At 63.7% G+C, this 23,102-nt stretch carries 22 protein-coding genes and 2 pseudogenes; 17 read left to right on the top strand and 7 right to left on the bottom strand.

What is annotated here, in order from left to right:
- Positions 1–94: 94 nt before the first annotated feature.
- Entirely contained in the window at positions 95–2,395 is a 2,301-nt protein-coding gene (locus tag NKH16_RS04570; protein ID WP_352742005.1) for a hypothetical protein, read from the bottom strand.
- A 323-nt stretch (positions 2,396–2,718) separates the two neighbouring features.
- Here NKH16_RS04570 and NKH16_RS04575 point away from each other — a divergent pair, with 323 nt between their 5' ends.
- The 6 genes from NKH16_RS04575 (at position 2,719) to NKH16_RS04600 (ending at position 8,992) form a co-directional block, all read left to right on the top strand.
- Positions 2,719–3,579, top strand: coding sequence for an FAD binding domain-containing protein (locus NKH16_RS04575; protein ID WP_352742007.1), 861 nt, complete (start codon positions 2,719–2,721; stop codon positions 3,577–3,579).
- On the top strand, positions 3,579–4,055 hold the full coding sequence (locus NKH16_RS04580) for a (2Fe-2S)-binding protein (protein ID WP_352742009.1): 477 nt from the start codon (positions 3,579–3,581) through the stop codon (positions 4,053–4,055). Before NKH16_RS04575 ends, NKH16_RS04580 begins: the two co-directional genes overlap by 1 nt.
- A gap of 2 nt (positions 4,056–4,057) precedes the next feature.
- Complete coding sequence (locus NKH16_RS04585) at positions 4,058–6,322, top strand: xanthine dehydrogenase family protein molybdopterin-binding subunit (protein WP_352742237.1); 2,265 nt, start codon at positions 4,058–4,060, stop codon at positions 6,320–6,322.
- Positions 6,322–6,567: a MoaD/ThiS family protein gene (locus NKH16_RS04590; protein WP_352898495.1), complete on the top strand. Its 246-nt coding sequence runs from the start codon at positions 6,322–6,324 to the stop codon at positions 6,565–6,567. The genes NKH16_RS04585 and NKH16_RS04590 overlap by 1 nt, the downstream gene beginning before the upstream one ends.
- A gap of 319 nt (positions 6,568–6,886) precedes the next feature.
- Entirely contained in the window at positions 6,887–7,795 is a 909-nt protein-coding gene (locus tag NKH16_RS04595) for a tyrosine-type recombinase/integrase (RefSeq protein WP_352821177.1), read from the top strand.
- A 3-nt stretch (positions 7,796–7,798) separates the two neighbouring features.
- Positions 7,799–8,992 carry an IS91 family transposase gene (locus NKH16_RS04600; protein WP_352742013.1) on the top strand — a complete coding sequence of 398 codons (1,194 nt, stop codon included), beginning with the start codon at positions 7,799–7,801 and terminating at the stop codon, positions 8,990–8,992.
- 394 nt (positions 8,993–9,386) lie between these two features.
- On the opposite strand, the gene NKH16_RS04605 is transcribed toward NKH16_RS04600, so the two are convergent.
- A complete protein-coding gene (locus NKH16_RS04605; RefSeq protein ID WP_352742015.1) occupies positions 9,387–10,280 on the bottom strand; it encodes a LysR family transcriptional regulator in 894 nt (297 codons plus the stop codon).
- A 150-nt stretch (positions 10,281–10,430) separates the two neighbouring features.
- Between NKH16_RS04605 and NKH16_RS04610 the strand changes: the two genes are divergently transcribed.
- Genes NKH16_RS04610 through NKH16_RS04640 form a run of 7 tightly spaced genes read left to right on the top strand, consistent with a single transcriptional unit; the run spans position 10,431 to position 15,367 of the window.
- The gene (locus NKH16_RS04610; RefSeq protein ID WP_352742017.1) at positions 10,431–11,621 is read left to right on the top strand and encodes an MFS transporter; all 1,191 of its coding nucleotides are present in this window, start codon (positions 10,431–10,433) and stop codon (positions 11,619–11,621) included.
- Positions 11,622–11,629: 8 nt separating this feature from the next.
- A complete protein-coding gene (locus NKH16_RS04615; protein WP_352742239.1) occupies positions 11,630–12,088 on the top strand; it encodes a cyclophilin-like fold protein in 459 nt (152 codons plus the stop codon).
- Positions 12,089–12,100: 12 nt separating this feature from the next.
- Positions 12,101–12,496: a (R)-mandelonitrile lyase gene (locus NKH16_RS04620; RefSeq protein ID WP_352742019.1), complete on the top strand. Its 396-nt coding sequence runs from the start codon at positions 12,101–12,103 to the stop codon at positions 12,494–12,496.
- Positions 12,497–12,522: 26 nt separating this feature from the next.
- A complete protein-coding gene (locus NKH16_RS04625) occupies positions 12,523–13,539 on the top strand; it encodes a zinc-dependent alcohol dehydrogenase family protein (RefSeq protein ID WP_023675436.1) in 1,017 nt (338 codons plus the stop codon).
- A 58-nt stretch (positions 13,540–13,597) separates the two neighbouring features.
- On the top strand, positions 13,598–14,101 hold the full coding sequence (locus tag NKH16_RS04630; protein WP_352742021.1) for a hypothetical protein: 504 nt from the start codon (positions 13,598–13,600) through the stop codon (positions 14,099–14,101).
- The gene (locus NKH16_RS04635) at positions 14,071–15,201 is read left to right on the top strand and encodes an arabinose transporter (RefSeq protein WP_352821173.1); all 1,131 of its coding nucleotides are present in this window, start codon (positions 14,071–14,073) and stop codon (positions 15,199–15,201) included. Before NKH16_RS04630 ends, NKH16_RS04635 begins: the two co-directional genes overlap by 31 nt.
- Before the next feature lie 22 nt (positions 15,202–15,223).
- Positions 15,224–15,367, top strand: coding sequence for a hypothetical protein (locus NKH16_RS04640; protein WP_352742025.1), 144 nt, complete (start codon positions 15,224–15,226; stop codon positions 15,365–15,367).
- A 90-nt stretch (positions 15,368–15,457) separates the two neighbouring features.
- Here the strand turns inward: NKH16_RS04640 and NKH16_RS04645 are convergent, their stop codons facing one another.
- Both NKH16_RS04645 and NKH16_RS04650 read right to left on the bottom strand, forming a co-directional pair.
- Entirely contained in the window at positions 15,458–15,856 is a 399-nt protein-coding gene (locus NKH16_RS04645; RefSeq protein ID WP_352898503.1) for a GFA family protein, read from the bottom strand.
- Positions 15,857–16,093: 237 nt separating this feature from the next.
- Positions 16,094–16,546: an Lrp/AsnC family transcriptional regulator gene (locus NKH16_RS04650; protein ID WP_352698605.1), complete on the bottom strand. Its 453-nt coding sequence runs from the start codon at positions 16,544–16,546 to the stop codon at positions 16,094–16,096.
- Positions 16,547–17,201: 655 nt separating this feature from the next.
- Here NKH16_RS04650 and NKH16_RS34985 point away from each other — a divergent pair.
- Positions 17,202–17,474: pseudogene (locus NKH16_RS34985) on the top strand (nucleoside recognition domain-containing protein); the annotation flags it as partial.
- 256 nt (positions 17,475–17,730) lie between these two features.
- Here the strand turns inward: NKH16_RS34985 and NKH16_RS04660 are convergent.
- A pseudogene (locus tag NKH16_RS04660) lies at positions 17,731–17,931 on the bottom strand (chloride channel protein); the annotation flags it as partial.
- Positions 17,932–18,134: 203 nt separating this feature from the next.
- On the opposite strand from NKH16_RS04660, the gene NKH16_RS04665 reads away from it, so the two are divergent.
- Entirely contained in the window at positions 18,135–18,419 is a 285-nt protein-coding gene (locus tag NKH16_RS04665) for an SCP2 sterol-binding domain-containing protein (protein ID WP_352448193.1), read from the top strand.
- 60 nt (positions 18,420–18,479) lie between these two features.
- Here NKH16_RS04665 and NKH16_RS04670 read toward each other — a convergent pair whose 3' ends face one another.
- Positions 18,480–19,082: a GNAT family N-acetyltransferase gene (locus NKH16_RS04670; protein ID WP_352742240.1), complete on the bottom strand. Its 603-nt coding sequence runs from the start codon at positions 19,080–19,082 to the stop codon at positions 18,480–18,482.
- Between the two features lie 208 nt (positions 19,083–19,290).
- Positions 19,291–20,424, bottom strand: a complete 1,134-nt coding sequence (gene odc2 / locus NKH16_RS04675; protein ID WP_352742029.1) for an ornithine/lysine decarboxylase — start codon at positions 20,422–20,424, stop codon at positions 19,291–19,293.
- A 562-nt stretch (positions 20,425–20,986) separates the two neighbouring features.
- On the opposite strand from odc2, the gene NKH16_RS04680 reads away from it, so the two are divergent.
- Together NKH16_RS04680 and NKH16_RS04685 are read left to right on the top strand one after the other, a co-directional pair.
- A complete protein-coding gene (locus NKH16_RS04680; RefSeq protein WP_352898507.1) occupies positions 20,987–22,186 on the top strand; it encodes an amidase in 1,200 nt (399 codons plus the stop codon).
- A 1-nt stretch (position 22,187) separates the two neighbouring features.
- Positions 22,188–23,087 carry a LysR family transcriptional regulator gene (locus tag NKH16_RS04685; protein ID WP_023675422.1) on the top strand — a complete coding sequence of 300 codons (900 nt, stop codon included), beginning with the start codon at positions 22,188–22,190 and terminating at the stop codon, positions 23,085–23,087.
- The last annotated feature ends 15 nt before the right edge of the window (positions 23,088–23,102 follow it).

A 23,102-nucleotide genomic window follows, 5' to 3' on the forward strand; every position in this document is an offset into this window, starting at 1 on the left:
CGGTTTTCCGTCCGGAAGAGACAGAGCGGTTCGCCGTTTCCGTGAAACGATGAACCGCTCCAGCCACCCTGACGCCCTTCCGCTGGCGATTCGACTACATGAGCTCTATGACGAAATAATCGCCCTGCTGTATCCACTTTACCAGGAAGTTGATCGTCAGGTCGGTACCGCTCCAATGCATCTCGACGGTTGATGGAGACGGCTTTATGAGGCCTCCCTCGATAAAGTCACTCGACCTCGTCCCAGATACGCCTGAGATGAAATTGAAATCCTGGAACTGGAATGTGACCTCGCAGCTGAGAGTGAACGGCGTGAACCCGCCGCCGGCCGGCTTGGGCAACGCGAACTGAACCAACGCCGGCTCTGCGTTCGGCTTTTCGGTCTTTGAAAAGCTGCCGGATGGCCCCTGCAGGTGCCAGGTGATTTCAGTGATTTCTTTCTTGCTGGCGTTGAACCAGAGACCCGTTGCTATCGTCAGCATCGCCGGCTTGACGACCGGCGCCGCGGTAAGGGGAATACTGATGGTCTCGGTCTTGTAGCCAACGGCTGCAACTTGCAAGCTGACCGATGCTTGGCCGGTCGGCGGAGATAGCGTGAACGGTGTGTTGGTGGCCCCGACCACCGTGCCCCCTTGCGATATGGTCCCGCCAACCGATTGGTACTTGTTGTCGGCGTCGACTGCTTTGATGGTTATCGTCGCCGGCCGGCCCGCTATCAGGGACGGGGGAGCCGCGGAGAGCAACATTTCCCCGAGGGTGACATTGACGGGAACTCTGGTGAGCGGAGACATCTTCGTGCACAATGTCTGCATCACCGTAATTTGGTCTTCCACCTTGAGCTCGCCCACGTAAATCGCAAAGAAGAACGTCGTCCAACCAAGTGGCATATCGCTGGCCCGCCACTTCCCGTTCACGAACACATGCACGCGCGCCCCGGGGATTACGCCCGATACGCCAATTAACCGCTGGAAGACCCGCACGGGCTGTTGAATATCCGGCGTCTTGAGTGGGGTCAGATCGGATACTTTGATCGGGGGCCCGACCCTAAGCGCGGGGGGCTGACAAGTAAGCTCCAGCTCGGCGTGAATGTGCTCGCCGGCGCGCAATGGCCGAAATGTCTCGACCCAGACGGCGCCGCCAAAACTGAATACGGGCTTGCTGATTACAGGAGAATCAGGCGCATCCGAGTATAAACGTACGACCGCAGCGTCGACGCTGTTGACGAAAGCGCCGCTTGCACATTCAAATGCAGGCTCCATGACGGTCGGCGGAAATATGCTGCCCTGGTAAGACCCTACCACCAGCAACTTATCCGATGTGGCTGTCTTGCCGCATAGCTCCTGGATGACGACGAGCGATGGAAACGGCGGCGAGGCCGGGATCAGGGCCGACACGTCGGGAATCCAGTATTGGCCGGAACTCACATCCTCGCCGACTCCGATTCTCCCGAGCACGGTAGCTGCACCCGAAGTCGGATCGACAAGTTGGATCGTCAATGTCGCGCCGGGCTCGAGGTTGGAAATAGGCAAAGCACGGGCTGCCGGGCAGGAATACTGTGCGGTCCCGATTACGGGCTTTCGAACCGGCAAGGTTTCGTCGACGATCACCGGAGGGGCAGACGACGGACTTGATGCATTGCAGCGCTCGAAGTGCTGCGTGGCGCTGAAGACGTCCGGATTATGCGCGGTGCGGCCGAGCAGCGCTAGCAGGTTTGCACCAACGAAAGGATATTCCAGCACGTCGCCATTGAAGTGGACTTTGGTGGTGGCGCCTTGAGCCAACCCCCTGACGGGTACTGCTTGCGCACAGCCAGGAACTGGGCCGACCGCCGGTGCCGGCATGGTATTTTCCCGATACGGCGTCGGTTCGGCGGGCAAGCTCGGGGTCTGACTGCTCTTCACTAGTCCGCCGGGCGTCTGAACGGACTGCATCGCGTTAAGGACATCATTGGCCTGGATCGGCCCGCGTATGCGCACGGGTACGACATTTCCGCGTGCGGTATCGCTGCCAATCGATACGCCGCCGTTGAAAATCTCGACCGTGGCGCCAGGATAGGCTGCGCCTATCAGCACCCAGTCGACGCACTCGTGCACCTGGCTCAAATACACCAATGGGCCAAGCGTCGAGGGATACCCGAGCACGACGATCGGGACCGGGCTTGGGTCACTGGTTTCGGCGCCGAGTGTCCAGCGTGCGGTCAGCGCATCCCCCACGTTGAGGGAGCCTGCGGTGATTGGTACAAAAGTGGTGGTTGTGGCGCCGGCATCTACGGCAGGGACAGGTATGCCGTTTACCAAGAGGGAAATGCTCGACCCGGGAAGCGGCCCATCGATACGTACCGAGGTATTCAAGACCGACACGGGGCCGATCACAATTGGTGCAAGAAGCGTGCTCATATTCGTTCCCCTCTATACCGCGCAGACATGTCGCCTGGTTCGAAACAGGACGTAGAGGGAGCGCACTTACGGATGACTTACGGATGGGTCGGCGCGGTGCTGGACTGCGCGCGTCCGCCGCATGATCGAGCGCCCGACGACTGCTGGCACGGCGCTGGTCATGCCGAAGGGACCGATCGAGCATTAGTGGCTGGCGGTGCGTCCAGTGGACGAGCAAAATGAAATTGCGGCGCCTGGCCTAATCCGCGAATGCACGAACAGGATGGCCATTGTGAAGAGACGGTTATATCAGTTGATGTGACTATGACCACTAAGGGGAGACGATGCGCTACATACGTCCGCTTTCAATGGAAGATGCCGTTGGCCAGTTGGCCGGATCAGTCGGCACGGCCGCCATCCTCGCCGGAGGCAGCGACCTCTTGGTGCGAATGAAAGGCGGCTTTATCGAACCCGACCTGATCGTCGACATCAAGGCGATCGACGGGCTTGGCGAGATCAGGGAAACAGCCGAGGGCTTCAGCATCGGCGCGGCGGTCCCCTGCGCATTGCTGGGCGAGAACGCGGCCCTGCAGAAGGCATGGCCTGGCGTCGTCGAAGCGGCCAAGCTGATCGGCTCGAAGCAGGTGCAGGGACGCTGCACCATCGTCGGCAATCTGTGCAACGCCTCGCCGGCCGCCGACAGCGTGCCGGCGCTGGTGGCCGCTGGCGCCAAGGCTGTGGTCGTCGGCCCGGGAGCCAGGCGCACGATTGCCGTGGAAGCGGTGCCGACTGGGCCGGGCAAGACGTCGCTGGCCAAGGGCGAGATCATCGAGGCAATCCTGCTCGACAGCCGTCTGCCGCGTTCGGGCGATGCCTATCTGCGTTTCATTCCGCGCACAGAGATGGACATCGCGGTGGTAAGCGCCGGCGTGAACTTGACGCTCGATGAGCAAGGTCGCGTCAAATCCGCCCGTCTGGCGTTGGGCGCCGTGGCGCCGACGGTGATTCTGGTCGAGGAGGCCGCCGAGGTTCTCATCGGCTCCAAGCTGGACGAAGCCACGCTGGAGAGGCTCGCCAAGGTCTGCTCAGGGGCCTGCCGCCCCATCGACGACAAGCGGGGCACCATCGAATTCAGACGGAAAGTTGCGGGTGTGCTGGCCAGGCGGGCCGCCACGACCGCCTATGCACGCGCAGGAGGCAAATGATGGCTGGTGTGGCAGTATCAACGACAATCAACGGCGACAATGTCGAGTTCCTTTGCCAGCCGGACGAGACGCTGCTTGATGTCCTGCGCGATCGCCTGGGGCTGACGGGCGCCAAGGAAGGCTGCGGCACCGGCGACTGCGGGGCCTGCAGCATCATCCTCGACGATCGGCTGGTGTGCTCGTGCCTGGTGCTCGGCGCGGAGGCCGAGGGCCGGCACGTCGAGACCATCGAGGGCATGGCGCATGGCGACAGGCTGCATCCCCTGCAGCAGAAATTCCTGGAACACGCCGCACTCCAATGCGGCATCTGCACGCCGGGCTTCTTGATAGCGGCGAAGGACCTTTTGGCCAAGAACCCCGATCCGACCGAGGAGGAGATCCGCTTCGGCCTCGCCGGGAACCTCTGCCGCTGCACCGGCTATGACAAGATCGTGCGTGCCGTTCAGGACGCCGCCAGCGTGATGAAGGGAGCATGACGATGAATTTCGATCCGCGTTACTCCGGACGCAATTTCACCTCTGTCGGCACGCGTCCCATCCGTCCCGACGGCGTCGACAAGGTGACGGGCCGCGCACGCTATGGCGCCGACTTCAACATGGCCGGGCAACTGGTCGGGCGCGTTCTCAGAAGCCCCCATGCGCATGCCACGATCAGGAAGATCGACACGTCGAAGGCGGAGAAGCTCGCCGGCGTCAAGGCCGTGATCACCGCGGCCGACCTGCCCGACCTCACCGACGGCGATGCCGCCATGTACGACATCCTCGACAACTGCATGGCGCGCAAGAAAGCGCTCTATGACGGCCATGCCGTGGCCGCGGTGGCTGCGGTCGATGCCCGCACGGCGAGGCAGGCACTGAAGCTGATCGAGGTCGACTACGAGGTGCTGCCGCATGTCACCGACGTCGACGAGGCGATGAAGCACTCCGCACCTCTGGTCAACGACGCCATCTTCACCGAGGGCCTCGAGCAAAAGGCCGTCAAGCCGTCCAACGTCACCAAGCGCACCCAGTATGGCCATGGCGACATCCATGAAGGTTTCGGCCAGGCCGATTTCGTCGTCGAACGCTCCTTCAAGACCGAGCAGACGCACCAGGGGTATATCGAGCCGCATGCCTGCGTGGCCAATGTCAGCTCCGACGGCACCGCCGACCTGTGGGTCTGTACGCAAGGCCATTTTGTCTACCGCCAGCACTGCGCCCAACTGCTTGGCATGGAAGCCTCGAAGCTGCGCGTCACCTCCTCGGAGATCGGCGGCGGTTTCGGCGGCAAGACCCATGTCTGGGCCGAGCCGGTGGCACTGGCGCTGTCACGCAAGGCCGGGCGGCCGGTCAAGCTGGTCATGACGCGCGACGAGGTGTTCCGCGCCTCCGGCCCGACCAGCGCCACCTCGATCGATGTTCGGATCGGCGCCCGCAAGGACGGCACGATCACGGCGGCCGAGGCGACGCTGCGCTATAGCTGCGGCCCCTATGCCGGCACGTGGGCCGAGATCGGCGCCATGACCGCCTTTGCCTGCTACAAGCTCGAGAACGTCAGGACGGTCGGCTACGAAGTGCTGGTCAACCGGCCCAAGACCGCGGCCTATCGCGCGCCGTCGGCTCCAATGGCGGCGTTTGCGGTGGAAAGTGCGGTCGATGAGCTGGCCAAGGAGATCGGCATGGACCCGGTCGAGTTCCGGATCAGGAACGCGGCGCAGGAAGGCACCAGATCGTCCTATGGACCGGTATACGGCCCGATCGGCATCGGGCCGACGCTGGAGGCGGTGAAGAACCATCCGCACATGAAGGCGCCGCTCGGCAAGAACCAGGGCCGCGGAATGGCCTGCGGCTTCTGGTTCAATTTCGGTGGCCAGACCTGCACCGACCTCAACATCGGCATGGACGGCTCGGTCTCCCTTGCCGTCGGCACTGTCGATGTGGGTGGTTCCCGCGCGTCGCTGTCGCTGGTCGCGGCGGAGGAGCTCGGCATCCCCTATGAGCAAATCAAGGCGGTGGTCGCCGATACCTCCAGCCTCGGCTACAACGATATGACGGACGGCAGCCGCGGCACCTTCTCCTCCTCCATGGCGACGATCTCGGCCGCTCGCAACGCCATCAAGGTGTTGCGGGAACGCGCCGCACAGATGTGGGACATTCCCGTCGACGACGTGGTCTGGGAAAAAGGTCACGCGATTGCCAAGGGCGAGAAATACGGCAACCTTGCAGCATTGTCGCTGAAGGAGATCGCAGCCGCGTCAGGGAAGACGGGGGGACCGATCGCAGGCCACAGTGAGCTCGTCGCCGACGGCGCCGGCGTCTCCTTCGCCACCCATATCTGCGATATCGAGGTGGATCCCGAGACAGGCTCCACCAGGGTGCTGCGCTACACCGTCGTTCAGGACGCCGGCAAGGCGGTGCATCCGACCTATGTCGAGGGGCAGTACCAGGGCGGTGCCGCACAAGGCATCGGCTGGGCGCTCAACGAGGAGTATATCTACGGCAAGGACGGGCGGCTGCAGAACCCTGGCTTCCTGGATTACCGGATCCCGGTCTGCTCGGACCTGCCGATGATCGACACACAGATTCTCGAGATCCCCAATCCTAACCATCCTTACGGGGTGCGCGGCGTCGGCGAGACCTCGATCGTGCCGCCGCTGGCGGCGATCGCCAATGCGGTGTCAAACGCCGCGGGCGTGCGCATGACGCATATTCCGATGTCGCCGCCGCGCATCCTGGCGGCGCTCGAGGCGGAACGGGGAGGCTGATGGTCGAAGTAACGCTCTGGGGGTCGCTCGGCGCGATCGCCGGAGGCAAGAGCAAGGTCGAAATCGAGGCGAATGACATAAGGGAGCTGTTCAGGAAACTGGCTGAACAGTATCCCGGCCTCGAGCCGTACATCGATCGCGGCATCGCCGTCGCCATCGACGGGACGATCTATCGCGATACCTGGTCGAAGGAACTGCCGGAAGGCGCGGAGATTTTCCTGCTGCCGCGTCTTGCCGGGGGATAACTGGACAACCCTGTCCTGCCCTGTCCTATCCGATGACGACCAAGACATGGCCTGGGCTCGAGAAAAACCTCGGCTATCCACGAGAATTCTTGGCCAGTTCAGCCTGCGAGTTTGGCTCCTTTTCGATGACTGCTTCTGTGTCAATCACAGACATAGAGGCGAGCGAGCTACACGTCTGCTTTGAGGCGGTGAACGAACCCGCTGCGCGGGAGGGCGCCTGCGGCTGAGGTTAGGGGGCACAGGCCGAGCATCGCGCCTGCATTGAGCGTCGCACGGCAGCGGCAGAGCATGACGGGCTTCTTCAATAAGGAGCCCGACCATGCAGCACTCCCATCTCGACACACTCGTCAGCCCGCTGCGCCAGCGGTTGATCGACGACATGAACCTGCGGCGTTTCTCACGCGAGACGCAGCGCAACTACCTCCGCGACATCGGACGCCTGGCGACATTCCTCGGGCGCTCACCGGACACGACGACCGCCGACGACCTGCGCCGGTTCCAGATCGAGCAGCAGGAGGACGGCGTCCCCGTGCCGACGATGAACAGCATCGTGTCGGCACTGCGCTTCTTCTTCACCCACACGCTCGACCGCCCGGATCTGGCGCGCAGGCTTGTCCGGCTGGCGCATCCGCGCAACCTGCCCGTGGTGCTCAGCCGCGACGAGGTGGCCCGGCTGCTCAACGCCACCACGTGTCTCAAGCACCAGGCCGCATTGTCAGTCGCCTATGGCGCGGGCCTGCGCGTCGCCGAGGTGTCGATGCTGAAGGTTGCCGACGTCGACAGTGAGCGCATGCTGCTGCGTGTCGAACGCGGCAAGGGCGGGCGCTATCGCAACGCGATGCTCTCGGAGGACCTGCTGACGCTTCTGCGTGAGTGGTGGAAGGTCGGGCGGCGGCAGGGCGTGATGCACCGCGACGGCTGGCTGTTCCCCGGGCAGCACGCGATGAAGCCGATCAGCACCCGGCAGCTCTATCGGATCGTCGTCGAGGCGGCCCGGGCCGCCGACATTGCAAAACGGGTCGGGCCGCACACGCTGCGTCACAGCTTCGCGACCCACCTGCTAGAGGACGGCACCGACATCCGGATTATCCAGGTCCTCCTCGGGCACGCCAAGCTGAACAACACGGCCCTCTACGCCAAGGTCGCGACCCGGACGGTTCGCACGGTCACGAGCCCGCTCGACAAGCTCGGCCTGTTCAGGCCAGCAGAGATCTCGCCGGACGGCTGAGCCGTGCGCGCTTCCATCGAGGTCGCCGACATCTTCCGCGCAGCCGGGTCTGCGTATCGGGCCGCCCAGACAGGTCACCTGAGCCTTCTTCAGCTCAAGGTCATGTCGGCGATCGAGAACTGCCGCACCGCAGCGCTCGGCGGTCACGTTGAGGCCTGCAAGGACTGCGGCCAATGGCGCATCGCCTACAACTCCTGCCGCAACCGGCACTGCCCGAAGTGCCAGGGCAAGGCGGCGCGGACATGGCTTGCCGAGCGCGAGGCCGACCTGCTGCCGGTCGGCTACTTCCACGTCGTGTTCACGCTGCCCGCTGAGGTCGCCGACATCGGGTTCCACAACAAGGCCCTCGTCTACGACCTTCTGTTCAAGGCGGCGTCGGAGACGATGCTGACGATCGCAGCCGATCCAAAACACCTCGGCGCGCGCATCGGCATCACCGCCGTGCTCCACACCTGGGGATCGGCGATGACCCACCATCCGCACGTGCACATGATCGTGCCGGGCGGCGGCATCGCACTGGGCGGAAGCCGATGGGTCTCCTCGCGGCCGGCCTTCCTGCTCCCGGTGCGCGTGCTCGGCAAACTGTTCCGACGGCTCTTCCTCGCCCGGCTGGTCGCTCTGCACGACGCCGGGCGGCTCGCCTTCTTCGGATCGCTGGTGCACCTGTCCGATCGACGCGCATTCCTGCACCACCTTGCTCCTGTTCGGAAGAAGTGTTGGGTGGTCTACGCCAAGGCGCCGTTCGCCGGGCCGGAGGCGGTGCTCGCCTATCTGTCGCGCTACACCCACCGCGTGGCAATCTCGAACCGCCGCCTGATCGGCTTCGATGAGGCCGGCGTCACCTTCCGCTACAAGGACTACCGTCGCGACGGCGCTGACATGCAGCAGGTAATGACGCTTGCTGCCGAGGAGTTCATCCGCCGCTTCCTGCTCCATGTGCTGCCGCGCGGCTTCCATCGCATTCGGCACTACGGCTTGCTCGCCGGCTCTGCCCGCAAGGCCAGCCTCGCGCTCGCCCGCCAACTCCTAAATGTCGCCGCGCCGCCCGATGACGACACACCGGGCGAACCGGACGACTTCCGCCCGCCATGCCCCTGCTGCGGCGGACGCATGATCATCATCGAGACGTTCGAACGGTGGAGACAGCCACGCGGACCGCCCGCCTCAAGAGCGCCGAACCGGGAGACCGCCCCATGATCCGGCATGACATCATCCAGATTCAGGCCTCAGGCATCCAGCCTCCGGCAACGGACCCACGCGTGTCCATGGTGACTATCGCAACCGACGGAGTCGCGACGAGCCACGTGCACGGCCGGCTAAACCGCGCGGAGGCACAACGAAGCGGCCTGTCCGCATCCACCCCCGCGCTTCCCAGCGGCGGTTGAGTTATCGCCGACATCGGCCGCAATTCGAAATCCCCATAGCCGTCGACTGTGGCCCGCGGGTTCCTTTCGTGAAGAGTTTCGTACGCCTGCCGGCGCCCGAAACTCTTCACGAAAGCAGCCGCCCGCAGCGTAGAAGTCAAATGGCTTGGGTCAGAACCTACCATTTACCAATGTCAGCTTCATGATCCATAGGCGCAGTCTTGGGGTCAGATGCGATGGCGGAGCGCCTCAACGATCACCGCCATCGCAGGCGAGAGCTGTCGCCTGCTCGGGTAGTAGAGGTGATAGCCCGCAAATGGCGGACTCCAGTCGTCAAGCACGAGCCTAAGGCATCCCTTGGCGATGTGGTGGCTGACGAGGTTTTCCGGGACATAGGCGATTCCGAAACCGCTTATCGCAGCCTCGATCATGGGAATGGACGAATTGAAGGTGAGTTGGCCTTCCACCCGCACACGAAGGTCGCGGCCATCCCTGGCGAATTCCCAGGCATATAATCCGCCGAACGTCGCCTGCCGCATATTAATGCAGTCATGATCGACCAGATCCTGCGGTGCGGTCGGAACCGGATGGCGGGAAAAGTACTCCGGCGAAGCCACGGCCACGAGCCTCCAATCCGGCCCGATGCGCACTGCTATCATATCCCTGTCGATGCTCTCACCAAGCCGCACGCCTGCATCGAAACGCTCCTCCACAATGTTCTTCATGCCGTTGTCGCTGTAGAGCTCGACGCACACGTCAGGATAGTCGCTGAGCAAGGGCTGCAGCTTCGGCCAGACGGTCGTCTGGAGCGCATGGTCGGACAGCGTGATGCGGACCGTTCCAGAGGGCTTGTCGCGAAAGGCCACCAGGCTTGCAAGGTCGGCTTCGATTTCCTCGAAGCGGGGAACAAGAGATTGGAAAAGTCGCTCGCCGGCCTCGGTCGGAGCGACGCTCCGCGTCGTACGTGTCAGCAGGCGGACGCCAAGACGACCTTCAAGCTCCTTGATTGTCGAGCTCAGGGTCGACTGCGAGGTTCCGAGCTTGGCCGCCGCCTTGGTGAAGCTGCGCTCCCGGGCGACCGCCACGAACCAGAGCAGATCCTTCATCCCATCGCGCTGCATAGGGCACCTCCCGTCGGACATTTATATCATGAGCAGATAAGTCCATGCGAATTACTTAGTCTAATAGAATGGGTTCCTCTGCAATATCTTCTGGCATCGCGACGGGGATTGGCGGCTGATCCGCCCGGTCGCCTAGCAAGGATGCCAATTATGGAAACGACCTACGACACAAGGCTTGTCGAAGACCGCGCCGCATGGGGCGCGGTGCTGTCGATGGCTCTGTGTGTTTCCGTGCTCATCGCATCGGAATTCATGCCGGTCAGCCTGCTGTCGCCGCTCGCGGCCGATCTCGGCATCACCGCGGGCCGCACGGGACAGGCGATCTCGATTTCGGGCGCTTTCGCCGTCGTGACCAGCCTGCTGGTCGCCGGCCTCACGCGCCGGATCGACCGCCGACTGGTCGTGACCGGCTTCACCCTTCTCCTGATCGTGTCCGGGCTCGCTGTCACCTTCGCGCCGAACTACGCGTTCCTCATGGTCGGCCGGGCGCTGCTCGGCATCGCGATCGGCGGGTTCTGGTCGATGTCGACCGCGATCGTCATGCGCCTCGTGCCGCAAGACATGGTTCCGAAGGGTCTCGCCATGCTAAACGCTGGCAATGCCATTGCGGCCACCATCGCCGCGCCGCTGGGCAGTTTTCTTGGCGCCTATGTCGGCTGGCGCGGCGCTTTCTTCCTCGTCGTGCCGCTTGGGCTCCTGGCGCTGGTCTGGCAGTGGACTAGCCTGCCGGCGCTGCCCCCGCGCCGGAGGAAGCGTCCAGGCAATCCGCTGGCGCTCCTCGGCCGTCTTCCTGTCGCCACCGGCATGGCGTCGATCATGATGCTGTTCATGGGCCAGTTCGCGCTCTTCACCTATCTGCGGCCCTTCCTCGAGAGCGTCACTAGGCTCGACATCGCCGCGCTTTCGGCGATCCTGCTGGCGATGGGGCTGGCCGGGGTGCTCGGCACCCTCTGCATAGGCCGGCTTTTGCGCACGCGCCTGTTTAGCATCCTCGTCGTCATCCCGCTGGTCATGGCCGCGTTGGCCGTAGCGCTCATCGCCTTCGGTACGCTGCCGATTCCTACAGCGCCGCTGCTCGTTGCCTGGGGCTTCTTCGGCACGGCCGCGCCCGTTGGCTGGGGCACCTGGCTCTGCCGCACGTTGCCGGACGACGCGGAGGCCGGCGGCGGGTTGCAGGTAGCCGTCATCCAGCTCGCCATCACCGGCGGCGCCGCCATCGGCGGCACGCTCTTCGATACGGTCGGCTGGTGGGGTGCATTCACTTTCGGCGCGGTGCTGCTCTGTGGATCGGCGCTCGCCGCCTTTGCAGCATCGCATTTGGCCCGGAGGTCGCAGCCATGACGGCAGCCATGACGATCGACCGTCCGGACCTCAGCCGCCGCGCGTTGCTCGGCGGCGCGCTCGCGGCAACGGTCCTGCCGCGGGCCGCCCGCAGCCAGCAGGGCAGCCAGGAGCCCACCGACATGAAGATCAAGATGATTTTCAATGGCCGGACCATGACCGCCACGCTCTACGACAATCCGTCGGCGCGCGACTTCTTCACCATGCTGCCGCTCAATCTCACCATCGACGACTACGCGCATAACGAGAAGATTGCCTATCTGCCGCGCAAGCTGACCGAGGAGGGCAGCGGCCCGTTCGGCAACGAGCGGCCATACGACCTTTGCTACTTCATGCCCTGGGGCAATCTCGCCATGTTCTACACCGACTACCGCCATCCCGGGCTGATCAGGCTCGGCCGCTTCGACGCGGCCGAAGAGGCCCTACGCGTAAGCGGCAAGTTCCCGCTTCGCATCGAACGCATCTGACAGGAGATCACCATGGATATTCTTCGCGCAGGCACCAGGCCGTCTGGCAAGGGGCCTTCCGACTGGTTCACCGGCACGGTCCGGATCGATCCGCTGTTCAACCCGTTCGACGCCGCGCGCGTGCAGGGCGCGCAGGTGACGTTCGAGCCGGGCGCCCGCACCGCCTGGCACACGCATCCGCTTGGACAGACGTTGATCGTCGTCTCCGGCCTCGGCCTCGTTCAGAGCGAGGGCGGGCCGGTCGAGGAGGTCCGTCTCGGTGACGTTGTCTGGTTCGCACCCGGCGAGAAGCATTGGCACGGTGCCTCACCCGAGACGGCCATGATCCACATTGCCCTCCAGGAGGTCAAAGACGGCAAGGTGGTGGACTGGCTGGAACACGTCAGCGACGCCGACTACGGCGCCTGACATCGATTGAACGAAAGGAAAGCAAAATGCTCGCAACCGTTCTTCATAAGCCCGGCGACATCCGCTGCGAGGAAGTCGAAGACCCAAGGATCCTTCGCCCGACGGATGCTATCATCAAGCTCTCGGCGAGCTGCATCTGCGGCTCGGACCTGTGGCCCTATCGCGGGCTGCAGCCGGTCAACGGCCCGATGCATATGGGCCACGAATATTGTGGCATCGTCGTCGAGGTCGGCGCAGAGGTGCGCACGGTCCGTCCCGGCCAGTTCGTCGTCGGCTCGTTCTGCCTCTCCGACAATACCTGCCCGCATTGCCGCTTCGGCTTCCAGTCGTCCTGTGTGCAGCGCGAGTTCATGTCGGGCGCGCAGGCGCCTTACGCCCGCGTGCCGTTGGCGGATGGCACACTGGTCGCCACCGCCGAGGTGCCGCCGGCCGAACTCATCCCCGACCTGCTGGCTGTGTCCGATGTGCTCGGCACCGGCTGGTATGCGGCCGACGCAGCCGAGGTCCGAGAAGGATCGACGGTGGTGGTGGTCGGCGACGGTGCGGTCGGCCTGATGGGCGTGCTTGCGGCCAAGGAGATGGGCGCCGAGCGCATCATCGCCATGAGCCGGCACGCCAGCCGCCAAAAACTCGCCCGCGAATTCGGCGCGACCGACATCGTCGCTGAGCGCGGCGAGGAAGGTGTGGCCCGGATCAAAGGGCTCACTAAGGACGTCGGCGCGGACTCGGTGCTGGAATGCGTTGGCACGGCGGAATCCTTCGACCAGGCGCTGGCCTGCTCTCGCCCCGGCGGCACCATCGGCTATGTCGGCGTGCCGCATGGCGTGAGCTTCGATGGCCAGAATCTCTTCTTCGGCCAGAAGCGCATGCTGGGCGGCCCCGCGCCGGTGCGCCGCTTCCTGCCCGACCTCATGGACCGTGTGCTCAAGGGCAGGATCAAGCCCGGCAAGGTCTTCGACCTCAAGCTGCCGTTGGCCGAGGTCGCTGAAGGCTACCGCGCCATGGACGAGCGGCGCGCCATCAAGGTCATGCTTTCGGTGTAAGCGAAGATTGGGCGGACGGCCTGTCCGCACCCACAAACCAGAAAAAGGACAACGACATATGACGATGAGATTGAAGATCGCTGCCCTTGCGCTTGCGCTTTCGGTCGCCACGCCGGCTTTCTCCCAAGAGTCCCCGATCATTGGCGCATGGCGCATGAGGTCGCTCGAGGCCGGTGCCGAGGGAAACCTCAAGCCCGTGACATATTCCGGCCAGGTCATCTTCACCGAGGCCGGCACCCTCTCGGTGCAGGCCCAGAACCCCGACGCTAAGGCGCCGGACACGCCTTACACGGCGAATGGCTACGAAGCCTATTACGGGCCGGTCGCCATCAACGACCAGGACAAGACCTTCGTCATCACGATCGAGTCCTCCCTGGTCCGCAACCTTGACGCCGGACAATCCGGCCGAAGGCTGGCGCGTGACCTACGAACGTTACTGATCGGAACAGCCCGGCTGTCAACGTGTTATCGGTGGCCACAATGGCCCGGACTTCTGACCGAAATGGCGCGATGGCGGAACTGGTGCCAATCATGGCGGCTGTCTTCGCCGGCTTCCTCCTGATCGGCTTGGCACTACCCGTCCTGCCGCTGCATCTTCACCAGCAGCTCGGCTTCGGCCCCTTCGCAGTCGGGCTGGTGACGGGTAGCCAGTTCGTCGCCTCGATGCTGTCGCGCATTGGAGCCGGAAATTATGCCGATGGGCGCGGCGGCAAGCGGGCCGTCGTCGTCGGCCTCATTGCCGCTGTCCTGGCGGGGTTCATTTACCTCGGCTCGCTGGCATTGCTCGACCGGCCGGTAGCGTCCGCATCGGCGCTCTTCGCCGGCCGGGCGGTACTGGGCGCGTCTGAGAGCTTCATCATCACAGGCGGCGTCGCCTGGGGCCTCTCCCTTGCGGGCGGACAGAACTCCGGAAAGGTCATAGCCTGGGTGGGCACGGCGATGTTCGCGGCGCTCGCGCTAGGCGCGCCGATCGGATCTGCGCTTTACGCGGCGAGCGGCTTCGCCGCGATCGCACTCGCGACGGTCGGCCTGCCACTTGCGACGCTGCTTGCCATCCTGCCTATGCGTGGCACCAGCCTCGCCGCGAGCGCCGCGCGACAGTCATGGACGAGCGTGGCGCAAGCGGTCTGGCTTCCCGGCGTCGGAGCTGCTTTCAGCAGCCTTGGCTATGGCGCAATCCTGTCCTTTGGCGCGCTGCTCTTTGCCGAACGCGGCTGGCAGCCGGTCTGGCTTCCCTTCACCGCTTATGCCGCGTCGCTGATCGCGGCAAGGCTGTGCTTCGGCCACCTGCCTGACAGGTTAGGGGGCGCGCGCGTCGCCGTGATCTTCGTGGCGGTCGAGGCTGCAGGGCTGATGCTGATCTGGCTTGCGCCCGGGCCCGTTCTCGCCGCCATCGGAGCGGGCCTGACTGGCCTCGGCTACTCGCTGGTCTATCCCGGTTTCGGTGCCGAGGCCGTAAGCCATCTTCCACCACGCAGCCGCGGCCTGGCCATGGGACTCTACACCGTCTTCCTCGACGTGGCGCTCGGCTTCGGCAGTCCGGCGCTCGGCTTGGTCGCTGGGTCGGCCGGGCTGCAATTCGTCTTCTTCGCCGTCGCGACGGCGACGCTTCCGGCGTTGGGCATCGCTCTGCTGCTGGGTCGCCGTAACGCTCCACTATAGAGCCGGATAGTCTGGGCTCGAGATGTCGCGCAACTACGATCGCTCCCGCCCCGCCCACGACCTTTTCGCCTCCGACATTATTGGCTTTGATCCAGCACTCGGCGATCAGCAGATCATCGCCTACCTGCTGCCGCTCAAGCAGGTCGAGAGCAGCCGCGATCGATAATGTTCGACCGCCGTTTGGATGGACGGAGGCATCATCTCGCTTCCGGATGCTGTCCGCAGCTTCCACCGTTTGTCTCGATGCGAGCAGATCCTAGTCTTTCGTATAGTCAGGCTCAAAACGAGTCGGCAGGTTGTCGGCGAATTTCAACCAAGGGAGCTTCTCCTCAAAAGCGACATGCAGCGTAGGTGCAAATTTTTCTGGCTCCTCCATCGCTGCCGCAAAAAAATGCATGACATCAGACATATTCTTTGAGCGGAAGGACAGCGGCGTGCCACAGTGATCGCAAAATGTTCTTTCCACACCGGGAGAAGAGTTGAATACCTTCGGTAGCTTGCCCAGCCATCGCCATTGGCCGTTCAAGACGCCAATATAGGAGGTCATCGGCGCAGAACATTGCCGCCGACAACTTTCACAATGACAGACCACGCAGGCCTGTGCCGGGCCATCGACTTCAAAGGCAATAGCGCCACATAAGCAATGACCACGCATGCAAATTCTCCTTGAGCCAACAAGGACAGCTTCATGCCTGGGCGTGAGGGAGGCGCCATGAAATGCGTCGAGCTGGCGCCCAATTCCGACATTCGGCGCTGGCGATTGTCCTCGCGTGCGCGAGGCGTTGCCTCCAAGCTGCCTGCACTACCCCCTTTCGGCATATTGAAATGTTCGTAGAGTTTCTCCGCCGGGCCGCTGAATTCACGGCCTGGCAGGTCTATCGCAACCCGAACACTACAGTGGAATTGCGGTCACTTCTTTGGCCGTTCGGATCACGAACATCGTGTGGTATCGCGCGACGTTGCTTCGGTCTCGGAACAGTCGCTCGCACAGCGCATCGAACTCTTCCATATCCGTCAGGCGGAGCATGAGGACGGCGTCGGTTTCGCCGCTCACACTGTAGGCCTGAGTGACGGCCGGTTCCTGAGCGGCCAACTCGAGAAAGTCCCGCATAAACTGCTCGCCATGACGCTCCAGTTCGACGGCGACGATCGCCTTCAAGCCCCGGCCAGCCTTTGCCGGTGCGAGAAGCGCGACAACGCGGCTGATGACACCGCTCTTCTTCAGTCGTCGTATGCGGCGCAGGCAGCTCGAAGGGGAAAGCCCGACTAATCCCGCCAGTTTGGCGTTAGTTCGTGAGGCATCATCCTGGAGCAGGTTGAGAAGCCTTCTGTCGATCTTGTCCATGTCGGTCGCGCTCATCGTCGGTGCGTTGCAATTTTATTGCACAGAATCGCCAACTTTGACCACAAATGCGAAGCGTCTCACGCTACTCAGATGGCTCCAGGGATGATGGAGCAGCATGATGGCAATTTGCGTCGCCTTCTATCGCAAGACATTGGAGACGCTTGAAATCTATTGGGAACTGGTTCGCGTGATCGTTCCGGTTGCGATTGCCACGCGGCTGCTGCAGGACCTTGGCGTCATCCAGGCGATTTCTCCGTTCTTCTCCCCGCTCATGTTGCAGGTGGGGTTGCCACCTGAACTCGCCTTTGCCTGGCTGACGGGATTGCTGGTCGGGATCTGGGGCGCGCTTGTGATCGTATTCACCTTGGTTCCGGTTTCGGCGCTCAGCACTGCCGACATGACGGTTCTTTCGGCTCTCTTGCTGTTTGCACATGCCATTCCGATCGAGCAACGGATCATTCAGAGGGCCGGGCCGAGCTTCCTGGTCACCGCGGCGCTTCGTATTGGCGGGGGTTTGGTCTTTGCTGTCCTTCTGCATCAGATATTCACCGTGACCGGATGGCTGTCAGGACCGGTGAAGCCGGCGTGGATGCCGACGAATGAAAGCACCGACTGGGGCGGCTTTCTCCTGGGTACGCTCAAAACCCTGGGCATCATGCTCGTTGTTCTGCTTGCGCTGAGCTGGGTGATCGAGCTTCTCAAGATGTCGGGCATTTTGGAGTGGATGAACAGAGGGCTTGCACCGCTCTTTCGGCTCGCCGGCATCGAAAAGCAGACGGTACCTTTCGCCGCTGTTGGCCTGTTTCTCGGGATTTCCTATGGCGCAGGACTGCTGATCCGCGAGGCGCGCACGCCTAGCGCGGAGCCGCGTCAGATATTCCTTGCCTGCGTGTTCATGGGTTTTGCCCATAGCCTCATTGAGGATACGTTGGTCGTTGTCACACTTGGCGCCGATGTCACGAGCGTGCTTCTCGGTCGCCTAGCGTTTGCCGTGCTCGCGACCGCCGTGATCGCAAAAGTGATCAAGGCGGTTCCCGACGCTCTTTTCTTCAAGACACTCTTCCACAAGGAGGAAGACAGTCCGCGCAATCGGATTTCGGAGCCGGCGATTAGCGGGCCGTTGACGTGCCCTCCTTACGCAGCAGCCGACATGTGTGTCGCATCGCTATCGGGACAGGACGCGGCTACCCCTCGCCCGACAGATCGCGCCGCGCCTTGTCGAGTTCTTCGGCATAGCGCCGCATCAGGTGGCCTTCGGTCAGCAGACCGACCACCTCGCGGTCGGTGAAATCCTCGACCACCGCCAATTCCTCGGCGCCGGCGCGCTGGAAGGTCTCGGCCGCCGATTGCACGTTCATGCTCGGCACCAGCACCGCATCCCTGAATTTGGCGAAGGACAGCACCGGCAACCATGCCCGCGTGATGCTGCGGCGATAAAGCCCATCTTCACCTCGGGGAACTGCGTTGACGTAAACGTCAACCCGAAGCTATATGCGCCGGCGGCCGTGGCTGTAAAACCAGGCAAGCGGCTTTCGGCCGGATCGAAGCGCCGGCGCGCGACAAACGCAAGCAGACGAGGAGAACCGCCATGAGCGTTCAGGAGATTGCCGACAACATCAGGTCGCGCGTGGCGAGTGCCGGGTTCGATCGCTCGGTGAAATTCGACACCGGCAGCGACGGCGTCATCGTCATCGACGGCGCCGATGTCTCGACCACCGATGCGCCGGCCGATTGCACCATAAAGCTGTCGCTCGACGATCTGGACTCGCTGATATCAGGCGACCTCAACCCGACCATGGCCTTCATGTCCGGCAAGATAAAGGTCGAAGGCGACATGAGCGTCGCCATGGCGCTGAGCCAGCTGATCGGCTGATCCACTCCGGTCAGGGATGAAAACAAGCCGCCGTGCAATGGGCGGCTTGTTTCTGATCCGTCACGCAGCGAGGGGCAGCCTCTGTGCCTTCAGTTTGCGCCCTGCCGCCTTCAGCGTGCCTTGCGCGCCGTCGAGCGCGCCGACGACCAGTTCCCGCGCCAGCAGGCGGTGCCGCTCGTAAGGCCCCGGCATGGCCAGCGAGCCGGTCTTTGCGGCCGAAAACCCGAAGCGCTCGTAATAGGGCGCGTCGCCGACCAGCAGGATCGCCGCATGGCCAAGCCGCTCGGCCTCAGTGACCGCATGGCGCATCAGCGCCGAGCCGATGCCGGCATTTTTCAGCGCCGGGTCGACCGCAAGCGGGCCGAGCAGCAGCGCTGCCTTGCCGCCCTCGCCCAGCACCACGTCCCACAGCCGCACCGTGCCGGCAACAGTGCCCGACGCGTCGCGCGCGACAAAGGCCAGGCCCTCGGAAGGCCGGCGGCCGCGCCGTAGCTTTTCCGACGACTTCTTCCGGCGCTTCGGCCCCATGGCGCGATCGAGCAAAGCCTCGCGCGCCGGGACGTCGGCGGCGGTTTCGGCGACGACCGCAATCTCCCCCCTCGAGGGGGAGATGTCGCCGAAGGCGACAGAGGGGGTTGTCGCGCGTGAAGCGCCGGCCTCCATCTCCGGCAGGAGGCCGAGTCCAGTCGAACCGACCCCCTCTGGCCGCCTCGCGGCCATCTCCCCCTCGAGGGGGGAGATTCCCACGCCTTCAACGATGAGATCTGCAATGTTCATTTCCGCGATCCTTCACAAGCGGATTGTTCCACAGGCGAGCCCGGGCGGGCGACAGGCGCCCACCGGGGATGATCTGAGCAACTCTTGCGAGCCCTCAGATCACGTAGGATCGGAGAGGCTCGAAGCCGTTGAAGGCGACCGAGGCGTAGGTCGTCGTGTAGGCGCCGGTGCCCTCGATCAGCACCTCGTCGCCGATGGTCAGCGACAAGGGCAGCGGGTACGGCGTCTTTTCGTACATCACGTCGGCCGAATCGCAGGTCGGTCCGGCGAGCACGCAAGGCGCGGTCTCGCTGCCGTCATGCGCGGTGACGATCGGATAGCGGATCGCCTCGTCCATCGTCTCGGCGAGACCGCCGAACTTGCCGATGTCGAGGAACACCCAGCGCACATTGTCGTTATCGGCCTTCTTCGAGATCAGCACGACCTCCGACTTGATCACCCCGGCATTGCCGACCATGCCGCGGCCCGGCTCGATAATCGTCTCTGGGATGGCGTTGCCGAAATGCTTCCTGAGCGCCGAGAAGATCGCCTGGCCGTAGGCCTGCGCCACCGGCACATCCCTGAGATAGCGGGTCGGGAAGCCGCCGCCCATATTGACCATCTTCAGCACGATGCCTTCGTCGGCCAGCGTCGCGAACACCTTCTTGGCGTCGGCCAGCGCACGGTCCCAGGCGGTCAGGTCGGTCTGCTGCGAGCCGACATGGAACGACACGCCATGGGCGTCGAGGCCGAGCGCCCTGGCATGGCGCAGCACGTCGACCGCCATCGCCGGCACACAGCCGAACTTGCGCGACAGCGGCCATTCGGCGCCCTCGCCGTCGGTCAGGACGCGGCAGAACACACGGGTGCCGGGAGCGACGCGAGCGATCTTCTCGACTTCTTCGACGCAGTCCACCGCAAACAGCTTGATGCCGAGTTGGTAGGCGCGCTGGATGTCGCGCTCCTTCTTGATGGTGTTGCCGAAGGAGATGCGGTCCGCCGGCGCACCGGCGTCCATCGCCATCTCGACTTCGGCAACGGAAGCGGTGTCGAAGGACGAGCCCATCGCAGCAAGCAGGCGCAGGATTTCCGGCGCCGGATTTGCTTTCACCGCATAGTAGATCTTGGAATCGGGAAGCGCCTTCTCGAAGGCGCGGAAATTGTCACGCACGACATCGAGGTCGACGACTAGGCACGGGCCGTTCGGACGTCGGGTGGCGAGAAAGTCAAGGATGCGCTGGGTAGCCATCGGGTCTCTCCATCAGCGCCTTTCGGCGCGCACAAAGGCTTGCGGACGCGGGCTCTCGGCCTCGCGAACACGCGGTGGACAAAGGCGGGACGGAAATCCATGGAACCAGCCGGTGGAGACCCCGGAACCATGAAGCGCCGTCTCGCGGCGGTGAACCTTGGCCTTGCCCGGCCTCGGTTCGCTTTGTCTGCCTTGGCTTGGATGGGAGACCCGTCCGCACTGCCGGCAATGAAGGTGTGCCTCTTCAGTAACCCCGGTCTTTGGACGACCGGCAGAACACCAGAAAGGCCCGCACCGTCGTTGCTTCAAGGTGTCCTCGGTTGGCGGTTGGCCGCTAAACCGACTGGAGGGGTTGGCTCCAGTTACCTTACCGATTACCCTCACCATTCGAGGATCGGCGGACACCCACAGGCACGTGCGACTTTGGGCAAGCGCGATATAAGATCGAAAGATTTCACAAGCAATAAAAATCGTATGGCAGGTTGTAAAATTTGTGGCATCGAACAATGCTGCGGCAACCAGAAGAACAATGCTGCGGCAAGCACATCCGGATATCGAACGCATGACAGGCACTCGCGGCCCGCTGAACGCTTTTCTCGACCTTGATCAAACCCCTGTAGCCAATGCGAAATCCGGCCCGCTTGCCGGCTTGCGGCTTGCCGTAAAGGACATCTTCGACGTCGCCGGCTACCGCACCGGCTGCGGCAATCCGCAGAAGTACCGGGACGCTTCACCGGCCATGGCCACCGCGCCGGCCGTCCAGGCGCTGCTTGATTCGGGCGCCCGCTTCGTCGGCAAGACGCAGACTGATGAACTGGCGTTTTCCCTGCTGGGGCTGAACGCGCATTTCCCGTCGCCGATCAATCCGGCAGCACCCGACCGCATCACCGGCGGCTCGTCCTCCGGTTCCGCCGCGGCGGTTGCCGGCGGGCTGGCCGACATCGCCACCGGCTCCGACACCGGCGGCTCGATCCGTGCGCCGGCAAGCTTCTGCGGCCTGGTCGGCCTCAGGACGACGCATGGCCGCATCCCGCTCGACGGCACCATGCCGCTGGCGCCTTCGCTGGACACGTTCGGCTGGTTCGCAAGCGACATAGTCATCTACGAAAAGGTCGGCACGGTGCTGCTCGGCGACGATCCGCATTCCCACGAACTGAGACGCCCCGTCACTCTCGCTGCGCTGGACGGCCTCGTGCTCGGCCCGCACGAGGCCGACGAATATCGCGCCATGCTCCGCAGTGTCGCTTCGGTGCTGGGCGCACAGCGCAGCGTCGGGCCGCTGTCGCATTCGACCGACGATCTCTATTGGTGCTTCCGCAAGCTGCAAGGCTATGAAGCCTGGCAAAGTCACGGCGCCTGGATCGCCGGCGGCGACCGCATGCTGGGACCCGGTGTCAAGGAGCGTTTCGAGCACGGCGCGACTGTCGACGCGGCAACCGCGCAGCACGAAACGGAACGTCGCGTTTCGTTTCGCCTCGAGCTTGCCGATCTGCTTGGCGAGGACGGCGTTCTTGTGCTTCCGACCGTTCCCGGTGCCGCGCCGCTCAAGGCCGCATCATTCGACGATTTGCAGACCTATCGCGAGCGGGCGCTGAGACTGCTCTGCCTTTCCGGCCTGTCCGGTTTTCCGCAAATCACGCTGCCGCTCGGCAAGACCGGCGGGGCGCCGTTCGGTCTTTCGCTGCTCGGCCCGAAGAACAGCGACCGGCAGCTGATTGCGCTGGCCGCCCGCATCCTTTCGGCCCACCAAGGAGGCGCATGACATGGATACGCTGACCCGCATGCGCGCCTTCATCGACGTGGTCGAGGCCGAAGGATTTTCGGCGGCGGCGCGCAAGATCGGCCGCTCCAAGGCGCTATTGTCGAAATATGTGCGCGAGCTGGAGGACGAACTCGGCGCGCTGCTGCTCAATCGGACCACCAGGCAGTTCTCCCTGACCGAGGCCGGCCACACCTACTACCGGCGCGCCTCGGAGATCGTGCGCGAGGTCGACAGCCTTGCCGATGCGGTGCGCGAATCCTCCGGCGACGTGCGCGGCAGGATCAAGCTGTCGGCGCCGCGTACGTTTGCCGACGCGCCGATCGGCCAGTCGCTGATCGATTTCGCCAAGCAGCATCCCGACATCGTCCTCGACATCCATCTCGACGACCGTTTCGTCGATCTGGTCGAGGAGGGCTTCGATCTGGCGGTGCGAATTTCGCGGCTGGAAAATTCCTCGCTGATCGCCAGGCGCCTGGCGCCATTTTCGGTACGGCTTTGCGCGTCTCCCGAACTGATCGCCAAGCACGGCATGCCGGTCAGGGCGCAAGACCTTGCCCGCGTGCCCTGCATCATCGACACCAACGGCCGCTGGCTGACCAATTGGCCGTTCAAGGGCGACGGTGCCGATACGGTGAGTGTTTCGGTCTCTGGCCCGATCGAGGTCAACAGCCCGATGGCGGCGAGGGCGGCCGCCGTGGCTGGATTGGGATTTTCCATCCTGCCGGATTTCATCGCCGCGCCCGACATCGAAAGCGGCAAGCTGGTGACTGCGCTGGATGACCGCATTCTGCCCGGCGGCGGCATTTTTGCCGTCTATCCGCACCGGCGCTATCTGCCTGCAAAAGTTCGCGTTTTCGTCGACTTCCTGGTGCAGTGGTTCAAGGCGCTGGACAACGCATGAGCTTTCAGCCGCGTT

The organism is Mesorhizobium sp. M1307, from assembly GCF_040318155.1.
Taxonomy (GTDB): Bacteria; Pseudomonadota; Alphaproteobacteria; order Rhizobiales; family Rhizobiaceae; genus Mesorhizobium.

Bases quoted from the DNA above. Each gene is read 5' to 3' on its own strand.
- NKH16_RS04590 (WP_352898495.1), top strand. From the start codon at position 6,322: ATGGTCGAAGTAACGCTCTGGGGGTCGCTCGGCGCGATCGCCGGAGGC.
- NKH16_RS04620 (WP_352742019.1), top strand. From the start codon at position 12,101: ATGGATATTCTTCGCGCAGGCACCAGGCCGTCTGGCAAGGGGCCTTCC.
- NKH16_RS04575 (WP_352742007.1), top strand. From the start codon at position 2,719: ATGCGCTACATACGTCCGCTTTCAATGGAAGATGCCGTTGGCCAGTTG.
- NKH16_RS04665 (WP_352448193.1), top strand. From the start codon at position 18,135: ATGAGCGTTCAGGAGATTGCCGACAACATCAGGTCGCGCGTGGCGAGT.
- NKH16_RS04670 (WP_352742240.1), bottom strand. From the start codon at position 19,082: ATGGAGGCCGGCGCTTCACGCGCGACAACCCCCTCTGTCGCCTTCGGC.
- NKH16_RS04625 (WP_023675436.1), top strand. From the start codon at position 12,523: ATGCTCGCAACCGTTCTTCATAAGCCCGGCGACATCCGCTGCGAGGAA.
- odc2 (WP_352742029.1), bottom strand. From the start codon at position 20,424: ATGGCTACCCAGCGCATCCTTGACTTTCTCGCCACCCGACGTCCGAAC.
- NKH16_RS04630 (WP_352742021.1), top strand. From the start codon at position 13,598: ATGACGATGAGATTGAAGATCGCTGCCCTTGCGCTTGCGCTTTCGGTC.
- NKH16_RS04645 (WP_352898503.1), bottom strand. From the start codon at position 15,856: ATGCGTGGTCATTGCTTATGTGGCGCTATTGCCTTTGAAGTCGATGGC.
- NKH16_RS04650 (WP_352698605.1), bottom strand. From the start codon at position 16,546: ATGGACAAGATCGACAGAAGGCTTCTCAACCTGCTCCAGGATGATGCC.
- NKH16_RS04585 (WP_352742237.1), top strand. From the start codon at position 4,058: ATGAATTTCGATCCGCGTTACTCCGGACGCAATTTCACCTCTGTCGGC.
- NKH16_RS04615 (WP_352742239.1), top strand. From the start codon at position 11,630: ATGACGATCGACCGTCCGGACCTCAGCCGCCGCGCGTTGCTCGGCGGC.
- NKH16_RS04610 (WP_352742017.1), top strand. From the start codon at position 10,431: ATGGAAACGACCTACGACACAAGGCTTGTCGAAGACCGCGCCGCATGG.
- NKH16_RS04570 (WP_352742005.1), bottom strand. From the start codon at position 2,395: ATGAGCACGCTTCTTGCACCAATTGTGATCGGCCCCGTGTCGGTCTTG.
- NKH16_RS04635 (WP_352821173.1), top strand. From the start codon at position 14,071: ATGGCGGCTGTCTTCGCCGGCTTCCTCCTGATCGGCTTGGCACTACCC.
- NKH16_RS04640 (WP_352742025.1), top strand. From the start codon at position 15,224: ATGTCGCGCAACTACGATCGCTCCCGCCCCGCCCACGACCTTTTCGCC.
- NKH16_RS04580 (WP_352742009.1), top strand. From the start codon at position 3,579: ATGGCTGGTGTGGCAGTATCAACGACAATCAACGGCGACAATGTCGAG.
- NKH16_RS04685 (WP_023675422.1), top strand. From the start codon at position 22,188: ATGGATACGCTGACCCGCATGCGCGCCTTCATCGACGTGGTCGAGGCC.
- NKH16_RS04605 (WP_352742015.1), bottom strand. From the start codon at position 10,280: ATGCAGCGCGATGGGATGAAGGATCTGCTCTGGTTCGTGGCGGTCGCC.
- NKH16_RS04595 (WP_352821177.1), top strand. From the start codon at position 6,887: ATGCAGCACTCCCATCTCGACACACTCGTCAGCCCGCTGCGCCAGCGG.
- NKH16_RS04680 (WP_352898507.1), top strand. From the start codon at position 20,987: ATGACAGGCACTCGCGGCCCGCTGAACGCTTTTCTCGACCTTGATCAA.